This window comes from Allobosea sp. 67-29 (assembly GCF_001898115.1).
GTDB lineage: Bacteria > Pseudomonadota > Alphaproteobacteria > Rhizobiales > Beijerinckiaceae > Allobosea.
In genome coordinates, this window is the sequence record NZ_MKSQ01000005.1 from 154,350 (window position 1) to 170,438 (window position 16,089).

The 16,089-nt window shown below is 68.1% G+C and carries 15 protein-coding genes; 3 read left to right on the forward strand and 12 right to left on the reverse strand.

Translation table 11 applies throughout. The features are described 5' to 3' along the window. Positions 1-67: 67 nt before the first annotated feature. A complete protein-coding gene (locus tag BGO20_RS01265; protein WP_291662843.1) occupies positions 68-868 on the reverse strand; it encodes an endonuclease/exonuclease/phosphatase family protein in 801 nt (266 codons plus the stop codon). A gap of 53 nt (positions 869-921) precedes the next feature. Further along, on the reverse strand, positions 922-1,818 hold the full coding sequence (gene mutM / locus BGO20_RS01270; RefSeq protein WP_291662845.1) for a bifunctional DNA-formamidopyrimidine glycosylase/DNA-(apurinic or apyrimidinic site) lyase: 897 nt from the start codon (positions 1,816-1,818) through the stop codon (positions 922-924). 114 nt (positions 1,819-1,932) lie between these two features. On the opposite strand from mutM, the gene ubiE reads away from it, so the two are divergent. Both ubiE and ubiB read left to right on the forward strand, forming a co-directional pair. Continuing rightward, complete coding sequence (gene ubiE, locus BGO20_RS01275; RefSeq protein WP_291662847.1) at positions 1,933-2,694, forward strand: bifunctional demethylmenaquinone methyltransferase/2-methoxy-6-polyprenyl-1,4-benzoquinol methylase UbiE; 762 nt, start codon at positions 1,933-1,935, stop codon at positions 2,692-2,694. Positions 2,695-2,710: 16 nt separating this feature from the next. Further along, a complete protein-coding gene (gene ubiB / locus BGO20_RS01280) occupies positions 2,711-4,267 on the forward strand; it encodes a 2-polyprenylphenol 6-hydroxylase (protein WP_291662848.1) in 1,557 nt (518 codons plus the stop codon). 12 nt (positions 4,268-4,279) lie between these two features. Here the strand turns inward: ubiB and BGO20_RS01285 are convergent, their stop codons facing one another. The 3 genes from BGO20_RS01285 to BGO20_RS01295 form a co-directional block, all read right to left on the reverse strand. Then, entirely contained in the window at positions 4,280-5,137 is an 858-nt protein-coding gene (locus BGO20_RS01285) for a C40 family peptidase (RefSeq protein WP_291662849.1), read from the reverse strand. Positions 5,138-5,184: 47 nt separating this feature from the next. Beyond that, positions 5,185-5,538, reverse strand: a complete 354-nt coding sequence (locus tag BGO20_RS01290) for a MarR family transcriptional regulator (protein ID WP_089177619.1) — start codon at positions 5,536-5,538, stop codon at positions 5,185-5,187. A gap of 80 nt (positions 5,539-5,618) precedes the next feature. Next, the gene (locus BGO20_RS01295) at positions 5,619-7,007 is read right to left on the reverse strand and encodes a leucyl aminopeptidase family protein (RefSeq protein ID WP_465245986.1); all 1,389 of its coding nucleotides are present in this window, start codon (positions 7,005-7,007) and stop codon (positions 5,619-5,621) included. Positions 7,008-7,123: 116 nt separating this feature from the next. Between BGO20_RS01295 and BGO20_RS01300 the strand changes: the two genes are divergently transcribed. Then, a complete protein-coding gene (locus tag BGO20_RS01300) occupies positions 7,124-8,029 on the forward strand; it encodes a tetratricopeptide repeat protein (protein WP_291662854.1) in 906 nt (301 codons plus the stop codon). Positions 8,030-8,196: 167 nt separating this feature from the next. Here BGO20_RS01300 and BGO20_RS01305 read toward each other — a convergent pair whose 3' ends face one another. From BGO20_RS01305 to cpaB, 7 genes are all read right to left on the reverse strand, one after another. Next, positions 8,197-9,174, reverse strand: a complete 978-nt coding sequence (locus tag BGO20_RS01305; protein WP_291662856.1) for a type II secretion system F family protein — start codon at positions 9,172-9,174, stop codon at positions 8,197-8,199. Positions 9,175-9,183: 9 nt separating this feature from the next. Next, positions 9,184-10,161 carry a type II secretion system F family protein gene (locus BGO20_RS01310; protein ID WP_291662857.1) on the reverse strand — a complete coding sequence of 326 codons (978 nt, stop codon included), beginning with the start codon at positions 10,159-10,161 and terminating at the stop codon, positions 9,184-9,186. A 27-nt stretch (positions 10,162-10,188) separates the two neighbouring features. Continuing rightward, positions 10,189-11,628: a CpaF family protein gene (locus BGO20_RS01315; RefSeq protein WP_291662858.1), complete on the reverse strand. Its 1,440-nt coding sequence runs from the start codon at positions 11,626-11,628 to the stop codon at positions 10,189-10,191. Between the two features lie 81 nt (positions 11,629-11,709). Continuing rightward, a complete protein-coding gene (locus BGO20_RS01320; RefSeq protein WP_291662860.1) occupies positions 11,710-12,975 on the reverse strand; it encodes a CpaE/TadZ family protein in 1,266 nt (421 codons plus the stop codon). Then, on the reverse strand, positions 12,972-13,715 hold the full coding sequence (locus BGO20_RS01325; protein ID WP_291662861.1) for a CpaD family pilus assembly protein: 744 nt from the start codon (positions 13,713-13,715) through the stop codon (positions 12,972-12,974). The genes BGO20_RS01320 and BGO20_RS01325 overlap by 4 nt, the downstream gene beginning before the upstream one ends. A gap of 30 nt (positions 13,716-13,745) precedes the next feature. After that, positions 13,746-15,203, reverse strand: coding sequence for a type II and III secretion system protein family protein (locus BGO20_RS01330; RefSeq protein ID WP_291662862.1), 1,458 nt, complete (start codon positions 15,201-15,203; stop codon positions 13,746-13,748). Then, positions 15,200-15,985, reverse strand: coding sequence for a Flp pilus assembly protein CpaB (gene cpaB / locus BGO20_RS01335; RefSeq protein ID WP_291662863.1), 786 nt, complete (start codon positions 15,983-15,985; stop codon positions 15,200-15,202). Before cpaB ends, BGO20_RS01330 begins: the two co-directional genes overlap by 4 nt. Between the last annotated feature and the right edge of the window lie 104 nt (positions 15,986-16,089).

The following is a 16,089-nucleotide window of genomic DNA, read 5'->3' on the forward strand; positions in this document are numbered from 1 at the left end:
CTGGCTCTGGACCCGACTCTCTGAGTGCTTGGTGCAGAGCCGGCGCTAGCGGCTTCGAGCAAGCCCCCTATAACGTCAGAACCAAAGGACAGTGGTCCGAAACCTCGGGCTCGGTGACTACGGTGAAGTCCGCCACCTCCACGCGACTGTTTACAAGCATGTAATCGGCGAATTTTCCCGCTTTCGCGTAATGGGAGGTGCGGGTGCTGCCGAACCCTCGCGCGGTCACGAGGTCGACCAGACCGATGCGGCCGAGAATCTCGAACGTTTGGCTCCCCGGCTCGACGTTGAAGTCTCCACAGACGACGACAGGGTCGTCTGGTTCTGCAATCTGCCGGACGAGGTCAGCCAGCCGCTCGGCTTGCGCAATCCTTTCGGGGGTATCGGCCTTTCCGTCGAGGTCACGTAAGCCGTGCATATGCGCGACGCAGATGAACTGCGCCTTTTCAAAGTCGAAGACCCGCACGGCATGGGCGCTTCGCGACCGCGGATGCTCGCCATAGCCATCGGGACAGAAGGCTTTGTGGACGAAGCCTTGCACCTGTCCTGTGATCGGCAGCGTCCGGCGCACGAATGTTGCAAGCCCCCATTGGGAGGGAATGGACGACTCCCCATCCCAGAGCACGCCCTGCGCTGCGGGGCAGAAGATCGGTATGTGATCCGGGAGAACCCTCGCGACATCGCGAAACATGTTCGCTCGCTGCGGCAGAACATGGCTTCCGTCTCGGTACGTCAGCCACTCCTTCGCGGTCTCGGGACTGTGCACCACCTCCTGCAGGCAGAGGATGTCCGGAGATGAAGCCGCCAGATAGGCAGTAAGCGGTGCATGGAGCTTCCCGCCCCAACCGTTCAGACACATGATCTTCATCCAGCGGCCTTCGGTCTCGACTGTTCCATGCGCGGAGGGATTGCAGCGGCCCGTTAGCGAACAGCCCGCCTCTGGCAGCTCTCGCAATAAAACGTCGAGCGCCCCGATTGCACCAGCCGCTTCACCAGCTTCCCGCAGCTCGGCGTGACGCAGGTCTCGCCTTCGCGGTCATAGACCTTGAAGCGGTGCTGGAAATAGCCGAGCGAGCCGTCGGCATGGGCGAAGTCGCGCAGCGTCGAGCCGCCGGCCGCGACCGCCTCCTCCAGCACCTCGCGGATAATGCGGGCGAGCTCGTGGGCCTTCTCGCGCGGACGGCCGGTCGGCGTCGCGATCGTCCCGGCTTCCGCCTCCGGGTGGAGCCCGGCCCGGAACAGGGCCTCGCAGACATAGATATTGCCGAGACCGGCCACGAGCCGCTGATCGAGCAGCGCGGCCTTGAGCGGCGCGATCTTGTCCGCAAACAGCTTTGCCAGCGTCTCGCCCGAGAGTTCGTTGCCGAGCGGTTCGATGCCCATGCCCGCGAAATGCTTCGATGTCGCGAGCTCCGCGCGGGGCACGAGGTCCATGAAGCCGAAGCGGCGCACGTCGTTATAGGTAACGCGCGCGCCGGTCCCCATCTCGAACACGACATGGTCGTGGATCAGGTGCCGGCCGATCTCATTGTAATAGGAGCCGGGTTCGGTCGGCGGGGTGCCGGGCGCCTCGACGATGAAGCGCCCGCTCATGCCCAGATGCATGATCAGCGCTTCGCCGTCGTCGAGATCGGCGATCAGGTATTTCGCCCGCCGCGACAGGGCCTCGACGCGTCGACCACTCAGACGCTCGGCGAAGCGCTCGGGCAGGGGAAAGCGCAGGTCCGGCCGGCGCAGCTCGACGCGCTGGAAGCGCTCGCCCAGCATGGCGGGCTCCAGCCCGCGCCGGACGGTTTCGACCTCGGGTAGCTCCGGCATCGTCAACGACCTTCGTAAAGCCTGCGGCGAGACGGGCCGCGACAAGCCCGCCGCCTTTGGCTATTCATCGCCTCAGGCGAAGACAAGACAGATTTGCACAGGGCCGGCCCGACCGTGACAGCAGCTTCCGACACCACTCATTTCGGCTTCGAGACGGTGAAGCTCGCCGAGAAGCAGGCCAAGGTCGACGACGTCTTCCACAAGGTCGCCAATCGCTACGACCTGATGAACGACCTGATGTCGGGCGGCCTGCACCGGGCCTGGAAGAGCGCGCTATTGACCGCGATCAACCCGGCCAAGGACCGGCCGTTCCACCATCTCGACGTGGCCGGGGGCACGGGCGATGTCGCCTTCTCGGTGCTGGAGGCCGGTGGCGTTCAGACCGACGTCACCGTGCTCGACATCAATGCCGACATGTTGCGTGTCGGGCGCGAGCGCGCCGACAAGCGTTTTCCGGAGGACGATCGCATCCGCTTCGTCCAGGGCAATGCCGAGGAACTCGGCCTGCCGAGCGACCATTTCGACTGCTACACCATCGCCTTCGGCATCCGGAACGTGCCGCGCATCGACAAGGCGCTGGCGGAAGCCTATCGCGTGCTGAAGCGCGGCGGGCGCTTCCTCTGCCTCGAATTCAGCCATGTCGACGTGCCGCTGCTCGACAAGATCTACGAGACCTATTCCTTCAAGGTCATCCCGCCGATGGGCCGCATGGTCACCGGCGAGGCCGAGCCCTACCAGTATCTCGTCGAGTCGATCCGCAAGTTCCCGAAGCCGCAGGCCTTCGCCAACATGATCGAGGATGCCGGCTTCCGTCGCGCGAAGTTCACAGCCATGACCGGCGGCGTCGTGGCGCTGCATTCCGGCTGGAAGCTGTGATGCTGGCTCAGGCGGCATGATCTCCTCCTTCTTCCACATGCTGCGCGGCGCGCGCGTCGGCTTCGTGCTGGCGCGCGAGGGCGCGCTGGCGCTGGTCGACCCCTCCGTGTTGCCGCCGCTGGCGCGCGGGCTGATCCGCCTCGGCCGGCTGATCGAACGCCGTGGCGCCGGCTCCTCCGCCACCCGGCTCGCGGCGGCGCTGACGCGGCTTGGCCCCTCCTATGTCAAGTTCGGCCAGTTCCTGGCGACGCGGCCCGATGTCGTCGGCATGAGGATCGCGCAGGACCTCTCGGCCCTGCAGGACCGGATGCCGGCCTTCCCGATGGCGGAGGCCCGCGCCATCGTCGAGGCCGCCCACGGCGCCAAGCTCGAGGACGTCTTCGTCGAATTCAGCGAGCCGGTCGCGGCCGCCTCGATCGCGCAGGTGCATCGCGCCCGGCTGAAGGACGGCCGCGAGGTCGCGGTCAAGATCCTGCGCCCCGGCATCCGCGACCGTTTCAATCGCGACCTCGCCGCGATGCGCTTCGGCGCGGAGACGGCCGAGCAACGCTCGGCTGAGGCGCGGCGCCTGCGCTTCACCGGCGTCGTCGAGACGCTGGCCCGCTCGGTTGCGATGGAGATGGATTTGCGGCTCGAAGCCGCCGCGCTCTCCGAATTCGCTGAGAACACCAAGGACGATCCCGATTTCCGCGTGCCGGAGCCGGATTGGCAGCTCACGGCCCGCGAGATGCTGGTCGACGAATGGATCGACGCGATCCGTCTTTCCGATGTCGAGGGCCTGCGCTCCGCCGGACACGATTTGCCGGAGCTCGCCCGCAAGATCATCCAGTCGTTCCTGAAGCACGCGATCCGCGACGGCTTCTTCCATGCCGACATGCATCCCGGAAATCTCTTCGTCGACGCGGAGGGGCGCCTCGTCGCCGTCGATGGCGGCATCATGGGCCGGCTCGGCCTGAAAGAGCGGCGCTTCCTCGCCGAGATCCTGCTCGGCTTCATCACCCGCGACTACCGCCGCGTCGCGCAGGTGCATTTCGAGGCGGGCTATGTCCCGGCTCATCACGACGTCGAGGATTTCGCCCAGGCGATCCGCGCCGTCGGCGAGCCGATCCACGACAAGCGCGCCGACCAGATCTCGATGGCCAAGGTGCTGACCCTGCTCTTCGAGATCACCGGCATGTTCGACATGGCGACCCGCACCGAGCTCGTCATGCTGCAGAAGACCATGGTGGTGGTCGAGGGCGTCGCCCGCTCGCTCGACCCGCATCTCGACATGTGGGGCACCGCCGATCCGGTCGTCCGCAGCTGGATCACGCATAACCTCGGGCCGATCGGCCGATTGGAGGAGGCCGGGCGCGGCGCCCGCTCGCTGCTCGGCTCGCTCGCGAGCCTGCCCGACACGGTCGGCCGGGCCGAGCGCGTGCTGGGACAGCTCGAGGATGCCTCCCGGCACGGCTTTTCTCTCGACGAGCGCAGCGTCGCGGCGATCGGCCGTGCCGAAGCCCGGCGCAACCGCTGGGGCACGGCCGCGCTCTGGGTCATCGCCGGGCTGATCGCCTACGGCGTCTTCGGCTGAGGACGGAGCCGTTCAGGCCAGCCGCTTGATGCTGGTGATGGCGCCGAAGCTCTTGGCCAGGATGCGCTCCCGGGCTGCCCTGAGCGGTTCGCTGAAGACGGTCATCGTGTAGCCGTTGGCGTGGAGCAGCGTGTCCGGGTCGGTCAGGATCCCGACATGGCCCTTCCAGAAGACGAGGTCACCGCGCCTGAGGCCGGAGAGGCTGTCGTCGAAGGGCACGGCCGTGCCGAGCGTCGCTTCCAGCATGTCGGAATCCCGCGGCGAGGCGATGCCGGCCGCCGCCAGCGCGAGCTGCGTCAGCCCGGAGCAGTCGAGTCCGAGGCTGGTCTTCCCGCCCCAGAGATAGGGCACTCCGAGGAAGCGCTCGGCCACTGCGACGGAATCGGGCTCGAAGCGGTCAGGCGGAGCGAGGTGCCTGAGGAAGACATGGCCGCCATCGGCGAGCACGGCGAAATCGTCCTTGTGCTCCACGACGGCGACGCCTGCGTTGAGCGAGAGGGCCGCGAGCGGCGGCAGTTTGATCGAGGGGCCGGGGTAAACGAAGGTTCGAAGCGCGCTGACGCGATGCGTCGGTGCTGGCTGGTCCGGCCGCAGGCAATCGTCGGGCAGATAACCGACATAGCCGTCCCCGGCGAGCTGCCCCCAGGCCCAGCCTTCAAAGCGCTCATAGACCTGCACCAGCTCACCCGCGAGCGCTTCCGTATCCAGGGCGGCGTCGGGGCGCGGCTCCCGCCGCAGCGCCGCCGCAGGGGTGACGACGCGCATCGGCTGCGGATCGGCGAAGGCCGGAGCCTTGACCTGCCCGCGCAGATGGCCGGCGGCGAGATCGTCGCGGAAGGGCGTGATGCGGCGGTCGAGAATCGCGGTCATGACGGCAATCTATCCTTGCCTCCGGGCCACGGGGAGAGGCCGGCGGCTCAGCCGGCCCCGATTTCCTTCGCATGCTCGGTGACGAGGTCGCCGAGTCGTTCCACGGCGAGCGCTCCCGCGACCGTGCGCTGGATCACGACGTTGCGCCGGTCCTCCTCGTCGCGCTTGCGGGTGAGCAGGCCGAGCTTGCCGAGCGTGTCGAGCGCGCGGGTGATCACCGGCTTGGTCACGCCGAGCTGCTTCGCCAGACCCCGCACCGTATGCGGCGGCAGTTCGAGATAGACGGTCAGCAGGATCGCGGTCTGGCGGGCCGAAAGGTCCGGCTCGCCGTCCCGCACCAGGTCGAGATGCACCTGCCGCCAGAGCCTGAGCGCCTGCGAGGGCCTGATCTCCAAGGGCATGCGGACAGGGTTCCCGATCGTTACGGGTCCGTATCATTATCGCGCGGGCGCCGTGGCGCAATCGCCTTCGCCGATCAGGCTTAACCGGCGGGATAGAGCTGCTTCGCGAGGGCATAGGTCAGCCGCGCGGCCTGGCATTCGCCGCCTTCGGGGCGGCCGGGCTTGGCCGCGGGAGTCCAGGCATAGATGTCGAAATGGGCATAGGAGGGCGTCCGCTCGACGAAGCGGTTGAGGAACAGCGCGGCCGTGACCGACCCGGCCATACCACCGCTGGAGACATGGTTCACATCGGCGATCTTGGAATCGAGCATGCGGTCATAGGGCGCCCAGAGCGGCAGGCGCCAGACCGGGTCGTTCACGGCAAGCCCGATCCGCGCGATCTCGGCGGCAAGCCCCTCGTCATGGGTGTAGAAGGGCGGCAGCTCCGGGCCGAGCGCCGTGCGGGCGGCCCCGGTCAGCGTGGCGTAGTCGATCAGCAGCTCCGGCGCCTCCTCGTCTGCGAGCGCGAGAGCATCCGCCAGGATCAGCCGCCCCTCGGCGTCGGTATTGCCGATCTCGACGGTGAGACCCTTGCGGCTCGGCAGGATGTCGCCCGGTCTGAACGCCTCGCCCGCGATCGCGTTTTCCACCGCCGGCACCAGCAGGCGCAGCCGCACCGGCAGCTTGGCCAGCATGATCATGCGCGCGGCGGCGATGGCTGCGGCCGCTCCGCCCATGTCCTTCTTCATCAGCAGCATCGCTGCGGCAGGCTTGATGTCGAGCCCGCCGGTGTCGAAGGCGACGCCCTTGCCGACCAGCGTGACCCTCGGGTGAGACGGGCTGCCCCAGACGAGATCGATCAGCCGCGGCACGCGCGGGGATGCGCGGCCCACCGCGTGGATCATCGGGAAATTCCGGTCCAGCAGCTCCTCGCCGGCGATGCTCTCGACGGTCGCGCCGCATTCGGCGGCGAGCACGCGGATGGCGGCCTCGATCTCGTCCGGTCCCATGTCGTTCGCCGGCGTGTTGACGAGGTCGCGCGCCAGCATGGCCGATTCCGCGATCAGGCTGATCTCCGCGCCATCGACGCCCCTGGGCAGGACGAGCCGTGCCTTCGCCGGAGCGGGCTTGCGGTAGCGGTCGAAGCGATAGCCCTGCAGCAGCCAGCCGAGCGTGGCCAATGCCGGGTCGTCGATCTCGCCCTGCAGCGTGTAGGCGCCCTCGGGCAACTGCGCGGCCAGCCGCGCAGGGGCGAACGCGTCGCGGCTGCGCCCGGCGTCGGCGATTCCGAGCAGGACAGCGCCGAGGCGGCCGTCGCTGCCGGGCAGGAAGCAGTGCTCGCTGGCGCGCCCCGCAAAGCCCTGCGCCTGGGCAAAGCTCCGCTGTTCGGCCGGCAGTCTCTCCCGCAGCTCCGGCCAGCGCGAGGACGAGACGACGTGAACGGGAACGGCCGCATCGGCGGTGGTGGTCAGGAGGCTGTGCACGGGCAGGAACCGGTCTGGCAGGGCGGCGGAGGCGGCGAGTTAAGAATGCATTAGGGTTAACGCTTTATCACCGGAGCGACCAGACGAACCTGCCCGATAACATCCGCGAGGCGATCCGGCCCATGTCCATAGCGCCCCCCTCCGAAGCGCAGCCCGCGTCTTGCCAGGTCCGGCACCGCCGCCGTTCGGCCGGGCTCGGCCTCGCCGTCTGCTTGGCCGCACTGGCGCTCGCCGGCTGCCAGAGCCGCGGCGGCCCGGGCGACATCACCGGCTCGATCGGGCGCAGCCAGCCCGCCGCGCCGCGCACCCTGGCCGATTGGCAGGCGGAGCGCGACAGCTGGGGCAGGCGCTACGAAGCCAACCAGAAGGATCGCAATGCGGCCTTCTATTACGCGCGCGCGCTGCGGGCGACGGACCAGCATGCCCAGGCCCTCGCCGTACTGCAGAGCGCGGTGCTGATCCATCAGGACGACCGCGAGTTGCTGGGCGCCTATGGCCGGTCGCTCGCCGATAACGGCCGCCTGCGCGAGGCCGACGACGTTCTGTCCCGGGCGCATTCGCCCGAGCGTCCTGACTGGCGCATCCTCTCGGCGCAAGGCACGGTCGCCGACCAGCTCGGCGAGCATGACCGGGCCCAGCAGCTCTATCAGGCGGCGCTGAAACTCGTGCCCGACGAACCGACGGTGATGTCCAATCTCGGCCTGTCGCTGGCCCTCTCCCGGCACCTGCCGGAGGCCGAACGCGTGCTGCGCGAGGCGGCGGCCGCGCCGGGAGCCGATGTGCGCGTGCGCCAGAACCTCGTGCTGGTCCTCGGCCTCCAGGGCCGCTTCGGCGAGGCGGAAAGCGTTGCCCGCCAGGACCAGAGCCCGGCGGAGGCGGCGGCGACCATCGCCTATCTCAAGCGCAGCGTCACGCAGCGCAACAGCTGGGATCTGCTCAAGGGCAAGGACAAGGCCAAGGGCGAGCAGGGCGCGAGGCCGCCGCTGGCGCAGGACGCGGGTTCGGCAGCGGGTCGAGGCAGGAGCTGACGCGAGAGCGCTCCCCCGGCCGCAAGCATCGTCAGTCGAAACGAAAGAGGCCGGAGCGGTTGCTCCGGCCTCTTTCGTTATGGTGCAGCTGGCATTCCGATACTCCAGCTCTTTGATTTTGCATCGGCTTCTTCCGAAAACCGCGGTCCACTTTTCGGGCCGATGCTCTAGTGCCACTTGAAGACCTGGATCAGGGCCGGCGTCATGATGATCACGAAGAGCACCGGCAGGAAGAACAGGATCATCGGCACGGTGAGCTTCGGGGGCAGCGCGGCCGCCTTCTTCTCGGCGGCGTTCATGCGCTGGTCGCGGCTTTCCTGCGCCAGCGTCCTCAGCGCGGTGCCGAGCGGCGTGCCGTAGCGCTCGGCCTGGATCAGCGCGGTCGAAACCGATTTGACGCCTTCGAGGCCCGTCCGCATCGCGAGGTTCTCATAGGCGGCCCTGCGCTCGGCGAGATAGGAAAGCTCGGCCGTGCACAGGCCGAATTCTTCCGCGAGCGCCACCGACTGGCTGCCGATCTCGGTCGAGACCTTGCGGAAGGCATGCTCGATCGACATGCCGGATTCGACGCAGATCAGCAGCAGGTCGAGCGCGTCGGGAAAGGCCTGACGCATCGAGGCCTGACGCTTGGAGATCTGGTTGGACAGGAAGATCTCGGGCGCCTTGATGCCGAGATAGGCAGCGGCGATGGCGATGCCGGCCTTGACCATCAGGGGCTGGCCGAAATCGTTGACGACGAAGACGTAGAACAGCGTGAACAGAAACAGCCCGACCGGAGCGGCGAGCCGGAAGAAGAGGAAGGCGATTTCGGCCTGGGGTCCGCGGTAGCCGGCCATGGTGAGCTGCCGCTTCGCATTCTCCGTGCCCAGCCAGTCGCCGAGTTTGAACTGCTCGACGACGCGCCGCATATAGGCCTTGGGCTCCTGCCGCAGGCTCACCTTGTCGCCCTGCCGGTTCAGCCTCTCGCGCTCGCGGGCCCGGATCTTCTCGCGCTCGGTCGCGACGCTCTTCATCCGCTTCTGCAGGCTGTTGCCCTCGGTCAGCGGGATCGCGATGGTCAGGACGGTTGCCGCCGCGGCGACGGCGGCCAGCAGCGCCAGCAGGAACTGCGGGTCGGTGAGCTTGGTGACGATGAGGGAGATCATCGCGCCGCCTCAGATGTCGAAGTTGATCATCTTGCGCATCACCAGCACGCCGATGAGCATCCAGATGCCGCTGGCGACCAGCGCGAACTTGCCGGTCTGGGTCAGCCAGAGCAGCTCGATGTATTTCGGCGTGGTCAGATAGACCAGCAGCGCCACGGTCGGCGGCAGCGCCCCGATGATCGCGGCCGATGCCTTGGCCTCCATCGAGACGGCCTGGATCTTGTCGCGCATCTTGCGCCGCTCGCGCAGCACGCGCGAGAGGTTGCCGAGGGTCTCGGACAGGTTGCCGCCGGTCTTCTGCTGGATCGCGATGACGATGCCGAAGAAGTTCGCCTCGGCGCAGGGCATGCGTTCGAACAGCTTCACGGAGGCCTCGGCCAGCGGAAGCCCGAGCGTCTGCGATTCGATGATCTGGCGAAATTCGCTGCGCACGGGTTCGGCCGCCTCGCTGGCGATGATGCGCAGGCAGTCGCTGACGGGCAGGCCGGCCCGGATGCCGCGCACGATCACGTCGAGCGCATTGGGAAACTCGACGCCGAACTTCTTGAGCCGCTTGGCCTTGCAGCGCTTGAGGAACCAGGCCGGCAGTCCGAAGCCGCCGATGAAGAGGCCGGCCGCGGCCAGGATCGCATTCCCGCTGACCACGAACAGCACCCCGCCGAGCAGCAGGGCGGCGATGCCGCTGATCACGTAGTATTTCTGCCGCGACCAGTTCAGGCCGGCCTGGGCGATGCGGGTCTCGAGCGAGACCTTGCTGCGCGCATTCTCGCGGCTCTCGATCTCCTTCAGGCTCTGCGCGATCTGGCCGCGCTTCAGCCGGGCCTGTGCCTCGCGGTCGAGGCCCCGTTCGGCGGCCGGGCTTGCGAATTCCTTGCGGCGCTTCTCGGCGCGCTTCTCGCCGCTCAGCGTCGGGTAGAGCAGTGCGTAGAACACACCGCCAACGGCGAGCATCGCCAGTACGGCGACGGCGAGCGTGCTCGGGTTCATGGCCGCTCGCCCTCGTTGCGTCCAGGGCTAGGCCGCATGGCTCTCGCCCGTCTGCTCGAGCTGGTCGAGGGCGGCCGCCAGGCGCTGCTCCTCGCCGAAATAGCGGGCGCGTTCCCAGAAGCGCGGCCGCCCGACGCCGGTCGAGCGGTGCCGGCCGATCAGCTTGCCCGTCGCGTCCTCGCCGAGGACCTCGTAGGTCATCAGGTCCTGGGTGATGATGACCTCGCCTTCCATGCCCAGCACCTCGGTGATGTGGGTGATGCGGCGCGAGCCGTCGCGCATGCGCTGCGCCTGGATGATGACGTCGACGGAGGAGCAGATCATCTCGCGCAGCGTCTTCGAGGGCAGCGAGAAGCCGCCCATCGTGATCATCGATTCGATACGGCTCAGGCACTCGCGCGGCGTGTTGGCGTGCAGCGTGCCCATCGAGCCGTCATGGCCGGTGTTCATCGCCTGCAGCAGGTCGAAGGCTTCGGGCCCGCGCACCTCGCCGACGATGATGCGCTCGGGACGCATGCGCAGGCAGTTCTTGACGAGATCGCGCATCGTCACCGCGCCGGTGCCCTCGAGATTGGGCGGGCGGGTCTCGAGGCGCACGACATGCGGCTGCTGGAGCTGCAGCTCGGCGGCGTCCTCGCAGGTGATGACGCGCTCGTCATGCTCGATGTAGTTGGTCAGGCAGTTGAGCAGCGTGGTCTTGCCGGAACCCGTTCCGCCCGAGATCACGATGTTGCAGCGGACCTTGCCGATGATCTTCAGGATCTCCGCGCCCGGCGGCGAGATCGCCCCGAACTTGGTGATCTGGTCGAGCGTCAGCTTGTCCTTCTTGAACTTGCGGATGGTGAGAGCGGGGCCGTCGATCGCCAGCGGCGGCGCGATGACGTTGACGCGGGAGCCGTCGGCAAGGCGCGCGTCGCAGATCGGCGAGCTTTCGTCGACGCGCCGGCCGACCTGGCTGACGATCCGCTGGCAGATGTTCATCAGCTGCGCATTGTCGCGGAAGCGGACATTGGTCAGCTGGATCTTGCCGCCGGTCTCGATGAACGTCCGGTTGGCGCCGTTGACCATGATGTCGGCGATGTCGTCGCGCGCCAGCAGCGGTTCGAGAGGGCCGTAGCCGAGCACGTCGTTGCAGATGTCGTCGAGCAGTTCCTCCTGCTCGGCGATCGAGAGCACGACGTTCTTCAGCGAGATGATCTCGTTGATGATGTCGCGGATTTCTTCCCGGGCGGATTCCGAGTCGAGCTTCGCGAGCTGCGACAGATCGATGGCCTCGATCAGCGCCCCGAAGATCATGCTCTTCATCTGGTAGTATTCTTCGGAGCGCGCCGCCTCCGGAACCACCGTCCTGCGATTTTCGGGCGCGGCCGCCGCCGGCTCGGGCCGGCGCGGTGCCGGCGCAGCCGCCGGGATTCGCGGCTCCGGGCCGGGGGCGCTAGCGGCGCCGGCTGATCGCTTGCCGAACATCTCACGCGTCTCCGGCGTACGGGCGCGCGGCGCTCAGGCCCGGCGCCGCGATGAAACCGAGAGGGGAAAGGCCGGGCCGCGTCATGAGGCTTTGCGGCGTTTCAGCTTGGAAACCAGCGGCTCCAGCAGGCTGCGCCTGCCGCGCCGCGTCTCGCCGCGCCCCGTGAGGGTGCCGGCGATCTGGGCGAAGGCCTCGTTCGCCTTGCTGCCCGCCTGCACCTCGGCGATCATCTGGCCATTGTTCGCGGCCGTCCCGAAAAGCTGGGCCTCGAAGGGAATCGTCGACAGCACCTCGATCCCGAGGGTCTTGGCGAATTCGGGTGGCGCGATCTCGGGCCGCTTCGGCACGCCCACCTTGTTGAGCACCAGCCGGGCCCCTGCATCGTTCGGCCGCGCCGCGCGGGCGAGATCGACGAAATTCTTGGCGTTGCGCAACGAGGCGAGCTCGGGCTCCGCCACGATCAGGATCTCGTCGGCCCCGAGCATGGTGCGCTTCACCCAGGCGCTCCACTGATGCGGCACGTCGAGCACGATGCAGGGCACGCTGCTCCTCAGCAGGTCGAGCAGCTGCTCCAGCGCGTCCTCGCCGAGATCGATCGTGCGGTCGAGCATGGCCGGCGCGGCAAGCAGCGCCAGATTGTCGCTGCAGCGCGAGAGCAGCCGGTCGAGCAGATTGGCGTCGAGGCGCTCGGGCGCGAAGATCGCCTCGGCGATGCCCTGCGGCGGATCCTGGTTGAAGTTGAGCCCGGCGGTTCCGAAGGCGATGTCCAGATCGACCACGACGGTCGAGGCGCCGAGGCCGCCGGCAATCGCCCAGGCGATGTTGTGAGCAACGGTTGAGGCACCGACGCCGCCCTTGGCGCCGGTCACGGCGATGATGCGGCCGAGATTGCGCGCCTCGGCGGAAACGTAGAGCTCGGACAGCGTGCGCAGCACGTCGAGCGTCTCCAGCGGAGCGATCAGATATTCGCTGACGCCGCGCCGGATCAGGTCGCGATAGAGCTGCACGTCGTTGACGTGGCCGATCACGACCACCTTGGTGCCGGCGTCGCAGCTTTCCGACAGCGCATCGAGATTGGCGACCAGCGTCGCCGGGTCCGACACCGTCTCGAGAACGATGATGTTGGGCGTCGGCGCGGCCCGGAAGGCTTCCACAGCTGCCGCCGGCCCGCCCATCTGGATGCGGGCATGAGCCTTGTCCATCCGGCGATCGGCGACGACCGCCTGCATCGCGGCGGCCACCGCCGGGGTCTCGCAGAAGGCCTGGAGCGTGATGCGCGGCAGCGGCGCGATGACTTCCTCGCTGCCGGCGAAGGCCGGATGCCGCTCTGATTCCGGCAGCGTCATGTCCCGCCTCCGACCGTGGCGTTGATCTGGGGCGTCGTCGACCGGTATTCCGTCGAGGGATCCTTGCCCTGGCGGATCTTGGCGATGGCGTTCATGCGCTTGACGATGTCGGGCCGGCCCTCGTCGCGGGCGCGGACCAGATCGACCGGATCGGCGACCTGGGCGGCGAGCGTCGCCTGCGTCGAACAGCCGAAGTTCCAGTAGGGCTCGTTCGAGGCCGAGAACTTGAAGTCCGAGCTGCCGAGATCGGTCGGCCACTGCCCGCATTCATGCGGCAGCCTGGCCTGCAGCGAGGCGAAGGTCAGCCGGATCGGCGAGGCGAGCTCCGGGTCCTGGACGGGATAGCCGCGGACCGAGAGCGCGCGGGGCGAGACGCCGCCTTGCGCCAGCGCGTGGCGGATGCCCGCGAGCGTGTCGCGCGTCGCGCGTCCGCGCCGGTCCCCGGTCGGAACCTCGGCGACCAGCCCGCCGCGGCCGCTGCGCCGATATTCCTGCGCGAAGGCGACGACATCCTGGTTCTGCCGGGGGTCGAGTGCCGCGCCGCTGCGGCCGACGAAGACGTCTAGCGAGCGCGGCGCGTCCTTGAGCACGATCGGGTGCCGCTCGCGCACATCGTCGGGGGCGAACGAGGCGGTGGTGTCGCCCTTGCTGGCGCAGCCGCCGGCGAGCGCCGCCGCGACGAGCAGCCCGGCAGCCAATGCGGCGGAGGTCCGGGAGCGCGATGGGGGATATGCGGTCATCGTCAAGCCATCCATGTGTCCCTGCCGCGCTCAGTCGGTGATGAAGCCGACCCGGCCCTTGTAGGCCTGGGGGGCCGCGCCGCCGCCGCTGCCGTAGATCTTGTTCAGGCGCCCGAGCAGGATCGCCTGCGTGTCGTGCGACTCGACGAAACCGTCATCGGGGCGCTGGACCTGCGTCGGCTGCATCGGCTTGGCGATGTAGGGCGTCGCCGTGATCATCAGCTCGGTCTCCTCGCGCTGGTAGTCGCGCGAGCGGAACAGCGTGCCGATGATCGGCAGGTTCATCAGGCCGGGCAGCCCGTTCAGCGACTGCTTGGTGACGCGCTGGATCAGGCCCGCCGTCGCCAGCGTGCCGCCGGAGGGCAGCTCGACGGTCGTATCCGACTTGCGGACCCGGAAGGCCGGCATGTTGAGGCCGGCGTCTTCGGAGCCGCTGAGCCGGAGCTGGTTCTCGAAGTCGAGCTCGGTGACCTCGGTGGCGATCCGCATGCTGATCTTGTTGTCGGACAGCACGATCGGCGTGAAGTTGAGGGTGACGCCGACCGGCTTGTATTCGATCTGGATCGAGCAGCTCCGGCGGTTGAAGGTATCGTAGGAGCAGTTCTGGCCCTTCGGGATCGGGACCTCGCCGCCGGCGGTGAACTTTGCGGTCTCGCCGGAGATCGCCGTCACGGTCGGCTCTGCCAGCACGCGGGCCAGGCCGGCGCGCTCGAGCGCGCGCAGCGTGAAGTTCTGGGCATTGCCGAGGCCGGCCGTGATCGCCGTGGCGGAGAGCGCCTGCGGCTGGAGCGGCAGCGGGTTGTCGATCGACGGGGTGACGGAGAACTTGCCGAGCTTCCATTCGCCGGTCGAGTTGATGCCGAGCTGCTTGATCGCCTTGCGCTGGACCTCGGAGACGACGACCTTGACCATGACCTGGTCGCGGTCGCGGATCGTCAGCGAGTTGATCACCGCTCCCTTCTTGTCCGATTTCTCGGAGACGCCGACGAAGGCGTTGGCGATGTCGACCGCCTGGGTGGCTTCCGAGGCGTTCGGCACCGAGCCGATCAGCAGGATCGAGTCTCCCGCCGGCTTGATCTCGATCTGCGAGTTCGGCAGAGCGGTCCTGAGGGTCTGGCGCAGCACGTTGAGATCGCGCCCGACATTGATCTCGAGGGCGGTGATCTGGCGGCCTTCGCCATCCATCACGAACATCGAGGTCGCGCCGTCGGCGATGCCGATGATGAAGAGCTTCCGGGCGGTGCGAACCACGGCGTTCGCAACCTTCGGATTGGCGACGAAGACTTCCTTGGCGTCCCGCGGCAGCTCCACCACCAGCGACCGGCCGATGGAGAGGTCGAGCTTGCGCGAAATCGCGTACTCGCTGCTTCCGACATTGAGGACCGGCGCAGGCCCCGTCGACTGAGCGAGCGCTGCCTGGGACGATGCGCAGAGCAAGAGGGCCGCGGCGAGACCGGCGGAGGCGAGATGGGCGGGGAAACGGGTCATGGCTTAACGCTCTTGGTCGTGACGCCGTAGCGCACCAGGGTCATCGCGTTGTCGTTGCGGGCCGGCGCCGCGGCATTGTCGCCGGCATCCTTGAGGCTGCGGAGCGCGAGTGAGAGCGTGCCGGTCTTCTGGCCCTGGATCAGGACCTCGACCTGGCCCGGGTCGACCTCGAGCGTGGCGGTCTCGCCCACGACGACCTTTTCGCCGTTGCGCTCCTGGACGTTCTGGCCGATGGCGAGGACCCGGATGTTCCGCAGCAGCGTCTCGCTGACGAAGGCTTCGCCGCCGCGCCCGTTCGCGGATTCGCCGCGCCAGGTGCAGATCACGTCGACGCGGTCGTTGGGCAGGATGAAGCCGCCGGCGGTGCTGGCGCCGCGGCTGTCGGTGGAGATCGCCACCGCCCGCATGCCGGAGGGCAAGACGGCCGAGAGGAAGCCGGTCCCGTCGGTCTTGATCAGCTTCTCGCGGCGGATCGGCTCGGCGGCGAGCAGGGCGTAGCGCGCAACCTGCCCGGTGATTTCCTTTTCGGCATCGGGCGCTTCATCCTTGCGGATGACGCCGGTCGGCACGCTGGCCAGCGGCCAGTCGAGCCAGCGCAGGTCGTTGCCGGAAACGGTGTTGCCGATCGGGATGTCGCTGGCTGCGACCAGGACGGGCACGGTCGGAGCCGGCTCGACCTTCGCGGCCGGCGCAGGAGCCCGCGACGGCCTCTGCACGAGCACGGCGGCCCCCAGCCCGGCTGCCAGCGCGACGACGAGAATGATGATGCGTGCAGGGCTCATTGACGTCCGATCCCTGGCCAGTCGAAGCTGGCCCTCGCCGAGGATCGTCTTCGGGAAACGTCAATTTATAGTTAATGGGTCGTATACTTTTCGATCATGTTGCC